The organism is Mesorhizobium sp. M4A.F.Ca.ET.050.02.1.1 (genome assembly GCF_003997725.1).
Lineage (GTDB): Bacteria > Pseudomonadota > Alphaproteobacteria > Rhizobiales > Rhizobiaceae > Mesorhizobium.
Genome location: NZ_RZSG01000613.1, coordinates 1 through 3702, shown reverse-complemented (window position 1 = coordinate 3702; position 3702 = coordinate 1). Strand labels below are relative to the sequence as shown.

At 62.6% G+C, this 3702-nt stretch carries 6 protein-coding genes; all 6 read right to left on the bottom strand.

Annotated elements, in window-relative coordinates:
• Positions 1-71: 71 nt before the first annotated feature.
• Complete coding sequence (gene rplL / locus EOA33_RS27940) at positions 72-452, bottom strand: 50S ribosomal protein L7/L12 (RefSeq protein ID WP_059189560.1); 381 nt, start codon at positions 450-452, stop codon at positions 72-74.
• A gap of 54 nt (positions 453-506) precedes the next feature.
• The gene (gene rplJ, locus EOA33_RS27935; protein WP_126054425.1) at positions 507-1025 is read right to left on the bottom strand and encodes a 50S ribosomal protein L10; all 519 of its coding nucleotides are present in this window, start codon (positions 1023-1025) and stop codon (positions 507-509) included.
• 397 nt (positions 1026-1422) lie between these two features.
• Positions 1423-2121: a 50S ribosomal protein L1 gene (rplA, locus tag EOA33_RS27930; protein WP_127407108.1), complete on the bottom strand. Its 699-nt coding sequence runs from the start codon at positions 2119-2121 to the stop codon at positions 1423-1425.
• Between the two features lie 4 nt (positions 2122-2125).
• On the bottom strand, positions 2126-2554 hold the full coding sequence (gene rplK / locus EOA33_RS27925; protein WP_095765524.1) for a 50S ribosomal protein L11: 429 nt from the start codon (positions 2552-2554) through the stop codon (positions 2126-2128).
• Positions 2555-2750: 196 nt separating this feature from the next.
• The gene (gene nusG, locus EOA33_RS27920; RefSeq protein ID WP_126054423.1) at positions 2751-3278 is read right to left on the bottom strand and encodes a transcription termination/antitermination protein NusG; all 528 of its coding nucleotides are present in this window, start codon (positions 3276-3278) and stop codon (positions 2751-2753) included.
• Positions 3279-3305: 27 nt separating this feature from the next.
• The gene (gene secE / locus EOA33_RS27915) at positions 3306-3509 is read right to left on the bottom strand and encodes a preprotein translocase subunit SecE (protein WP_126054422.1); all 204 of its coding nucleotides are present in this window, start codon (positions 3507-3509) and stop codon (positions 3306-3308) included.
• Positions 3510-3702: the final 193 nt, after the last annotated feature.

Here is a 3702-nt window from a genome sequence, read left to right as displayed (position 1 = left end):
CTCGCGCTCTTTGCCCCCCTTGACGTCAGGGGAGGGGGGGGCGGCGCGAGGCCGCCCGCCTCAACCAAAGCTTACTTCAGCTCGACCTTGGCGCCGGCTGCTTCCAGCTGCGCCTTGAACTTGTCGGCATCGGCCTTGGAAACGCCTTCCTTGACCGGCTTCGGAGCCGCTTCGACCAGGTCCTTGGCTTCCTTGAGGCCAAGGCCGGTGATGGCGCGGACTTCCTTGATGACGTTGATCTTCTGGGCGCCGGCGTCGGCGAGAACGACGTCGAATTCCGTCTTCTCTTCGGCCGGAGCGGCGGCAGCGGCACCAGCGCCGCCAGCAGCGGCAACCGCCACCGGAGCGGCAGCCGAAACGCCCCACTTCTCTTCCAGGAGCTTCGACAGCTCAGCCGCCTCGAGGACGGTCAGCTTCGAAAGGTCGTCTACGATCTTTGCGAGATCAGCCATTTGCATATTCCTTCGTAAGGTTCGAACGTGTGTTTGTGATAGCGAGGAACGGCCTCATGCCGCCTCGTCCTTCCGGGCGTAAGCGCCGATGACGCGCGCGACCGAAGCCGCGGGTGCATTGACGATCTGGGCGATCCGGGTTGCCGGCGTGGCGATCATGCCAACCAGCTTGGCGCGCAGCTCGTCGAGCGACGGCAGTGTGGCGAGTGCCTTCACACCGTCGGCGTTGAGCGAGGTGGTGCCCATTGCGCCGCCGAGAATGACGAGCTTGTCATTTCCCTTGGCGAAATCGGACGCGACCTTCGGCGCCGCAATCGGATCCTCCGAATAAGCGACCAGCGTCTGTCCCTTGAACAGGTCGATGATCGATGCGGAGTCCGTGCCCTGAAGAGCGATTTTGGCGAGACGGTTCTTCGCGACTTTGACGGTGCCACCGGCGGCGCGCATCTTCGACCGAAGGTCGTTCATTTGCGCGACGGTGATACCAGCGTAGTGGGCCACGACAACTGAACCCGCGTTCGAAAACGCATCATTCAGGCCCGTGACGAGTTCGCGTTTTTCCGCTCTGTCCACTGCCTATCTCCAGTTGACCCCTGCCCCATCAATGGGAACATTCCCATTCACGATGACAGGCGTCGGGTTGCCTTTTGCCGGCCGGGCCATCCAGTAACGGATCTCCCGAACGACGCTCGAGGATCCTGCCCCCTTTCGCCACACCAATCGGCAGGCCGAATGGTGCGCAGACAAAAGGCAAACACGGTTCGAACCTTTCATTGGAGCTTCTCGCTCCTTTGTCGGGTCTTCACCCGTCTCATGCAGGCCCACATGAATTAAGGCTGTTGGGCCGCCTGCAATCTCGGACAGGATATCCGGAAGCCTTTCGGCCTCCGGGGTACCGGGCCGCCGACGGATCGGAGGACCGGAATTCTTTGCGGATCAGCCTGTTAGCGGCCGATCAGAACAGTTCGTATCAGGACGCGGCGAGCGTCGCGATGTCGAGCTTGAGGCCGGGCCCCATCGTCGAGGTGACCGACACCTTCTTGACGTAGTTGCCCTTGGCGCCGGACGGCTTGGCCTTGTTCACCGCATCGGCGAAGGCGCGCACATTCTCTTCCAGCGCCTTGACGTCGAACGAAATCTTGCCGACGCCGGCATGGACGATACCGGCCTTCTCGACGCGGAACTCCACGGCGCCGCCCTTCGAGGCCTTGACGGCAGCGGCGACATCGGTGGTCACCGTGCCGACCTTCGGGTTCGGCATCATGCCGCGCGGGCCGAGCACCTTACCGAGACGGCCGACCAGCGGCATCATATCCGGCGTCGCGATGCAGCGATCGAAATCGATCGTGCCCTTTTGGACGATGTCGACCAGATCCTCGGCGCCAACGATATCGGCGCCGGCGGCCTTGGCTTCCTCAGCCTTGTCGCCGCGCGCGAACACGGCCACACGCACCGAGCGGCCGGTGCCGTTCGGCAGATTGACCACGCCGCGGACCATCTGGTCGGCATGGCGCGGGTCGACGCCGAGATTCATCGCGACTTCGATGGTCTCGTCGAACTTCACCGAGGACCGCTCCTTGAGCAGCTTCAGCGCCTCAGGGAGCGCGTAGGACTTGTTCGGATCGATGCCTTCGCGGGTCTTGGCGATACGCTTTGCAATCTTTGCCATGATCTCAGCCCACCACTTCCAGACCCATCGAGCGGGCGGAGCCCTCGACCATGCGCATGGCCGCTTCGACGTCGTTTGCGTTCAGGTCCTTCATCTTCTGCTCGGCGATCGCGCGCACCTTGTCGCGGCTGATCGTGCCGGCCTTGACCTTGCCCGGCTCCTTCGAGCCCGACTTCAGGTTGGCGGCCTTCTTCAGGAAGTAGCTCACCGGCGGCGTCTTCATGACGAAGGTGAACGACTTGTCCTGGTAGTAGGTGATGACGACCGGGATCGGCGACCCCTTTTCCAGCTCCTGGGTCTGCGCGTTGAACGCCTTGCAGAACTCCATGATGTTGATGCCGCGCTGACCAAGCGCCGGGCCGATCGGGGGCGACGGCGTAGCCGAGCCCGCGGCAACCTGGAGCTTGAGCTGGCCTGCAACTTTCTTAGCCATCTCTATTCCTGCCTTTTCTCATGCCGGTCCCACTGTCAGGGAAGCACCGGCGGTTGCAGTCTGGTGGTGCGGTTCCCGCGGCCGGCTAAAGCCGCGTTCGCCTCCCACCCGTTCATGGCCGCGCGATCTTCGCGCCGCCTTCCCTGAGCCGTAGCGGCGCAGGGCATCCCGACGCCTTTCGGCGCGGGTATTCGGATCAGCCCTTTTCGACCTGTCCGAATTCGAGATCGACGGGCACAGCGCGCCCGAAGATCGAAACTTCCACCTTGAGCCGCGCCCGCTCCTCGTCCACTTCCTGGACGAAACCGTTGAACGACGCGAACGGGCCGTCCGAGACGCGGATCGCCTCGCCGATCTCGAAAGTGACCGAGGGCTTCGGCCGCTCGACGCCTTCCTGCACCTGGTTCAGGATGCGCTGCGCCTCGGTCTCGGTGATCGGCACGGGCTTGGAGTCGCCCAGGAAGCCCGTCACCTTCGGCGTGTTCTTGACCAGCGAGAACACTGCATCGGTCAGGTTGGCCTTGAGCAGCACATAGCCTGGGAAGAACTTGCGCTCGGCATCGACCTTGCGGCCACGGCGTATCTCCACGACCTTCTCTGTCGGCACCACGATCTGCTCGATGTCACCGGATAGGCCCTTCTGCTTGGCCTTGTTCTCGATGTCCTCGGCGACCTTCTTCTCAAAGTTCGAATAGGCGTGGACGATGTACCACCGCGCAGTCATTTCACGACTTCTCCGTAATCGCCGGACTTAGCGTCCCAGCCCCAGAATCCACTCGATCGCGTAGCCCATGGCTATGTCGGCGGTGAAGAAAAAGATCATCGCGATGACCGCGAACACCAGGACCATCACCGTCGAGATCATCGTTTCGCGTCGCGACGGCCAGGTCACCTTGGCGGTCTCCGCGCGAACCTGCTGGAGAAAGGTGAAAGGGTTTGTGGTTTTCGAAGCCATATGCCGCTCTGTCTTCAAGACCCGTTGGCCGGGTCTCCTGGATGATCCCGCAGGCCGGGACATGCCGCTCGGACTTCATGGCGGCGCCGAATCAGCGCATCCATTTCGCCCATGCAAATCGGACGCGTAAAGCCGGCTTCCCAGCTCCACGCGTCGCGTGTCTGTTCTGTCTACATAAAACCGATTCTTGATC

Coding starts and splice junctions, on each gene's coding strand:
- secE (WP_126054422.1), bottom strand. CDS start 3,509: ATGGCTTCGAAAACCACAAACCCTTTCACCTTTCTCCAGCAGGTTCGC.
- nusG (WP_126054423.1), bottom strand. CDS start 3,278: ATGACTGCGCGGTGGTACATCGTCCACGCCTATTCGAACTTTGAGAAG.
- rplK (WP_095765524.1), bottom strand. CDS start 2,554: ATGGCTAAGAAAGTTGCAGGCCAGCTCAAGCTCCAGGTTGCCGCGGGC.
- rplA (WP_127407108.1), bottom strand. CDS start 2,121: ATGGCAAAGATTGCAAAGCGTATCGCCAAGACCCGCGAAGGCATCGAT.
- rplL (WP_059189560.1), bottom strand. CDS start 452: ATGGCTGATCTCGCAAAGATCGTAGACGACCTTTCGAAGCTGACCGTC.